Origin of the sequence: Aeromonas sp. MR19 (genome assembly GCF_963899305.1) — a bacterium.
Lineage (GTDB): Bacteria > Pseudomonadota > Gammaproteobacteria > Enterobacterales > Aeromonadaceae > Aeromonas > Aeromonas bestiarum.
Genome location: NZ_CAWQWZ010000040.1, coordinates 1 through 241 on the forward strand (window position 1 = coordinate 1; position 241 = coordinate 241).

Annotated in this window: 1 protein-coding gene; it reads right to left on the reverse strand. The window is 67.6% G+C overall.

The annotated features are described in order from the left end of the window. The coding region (locus AACQ95_RS15915) for an Ig-like domain-containing protein (protein ID WP_241281102.1) at positions 1-241 on the reverse strand (241 nt) is incomplete at both ends.

Here is a 241-nt window from a genome sequence, read left to right on the forward strand (position 1 = left end):
GTCAGGGTGACGGTGTCACCGGCCTTGAACTCGCCGCTGACGGTGCCGCTGACCGGGATCTGCTGACCCGCTTCGGCGGCGTTGATGACGTCGTCGGCGGTGATGTTGGCATCGAGCTCAATGGCCAAGTCCACCGGCGCCTGGGTGTCGACCCCGTAGCCTTCGCTGTCGGTCGCGGTGGCGCTGTTGCCCGCCGCGTCGGTGCTGGTCACGCTGGCATCGATGGTCTTGTCGCCATCGG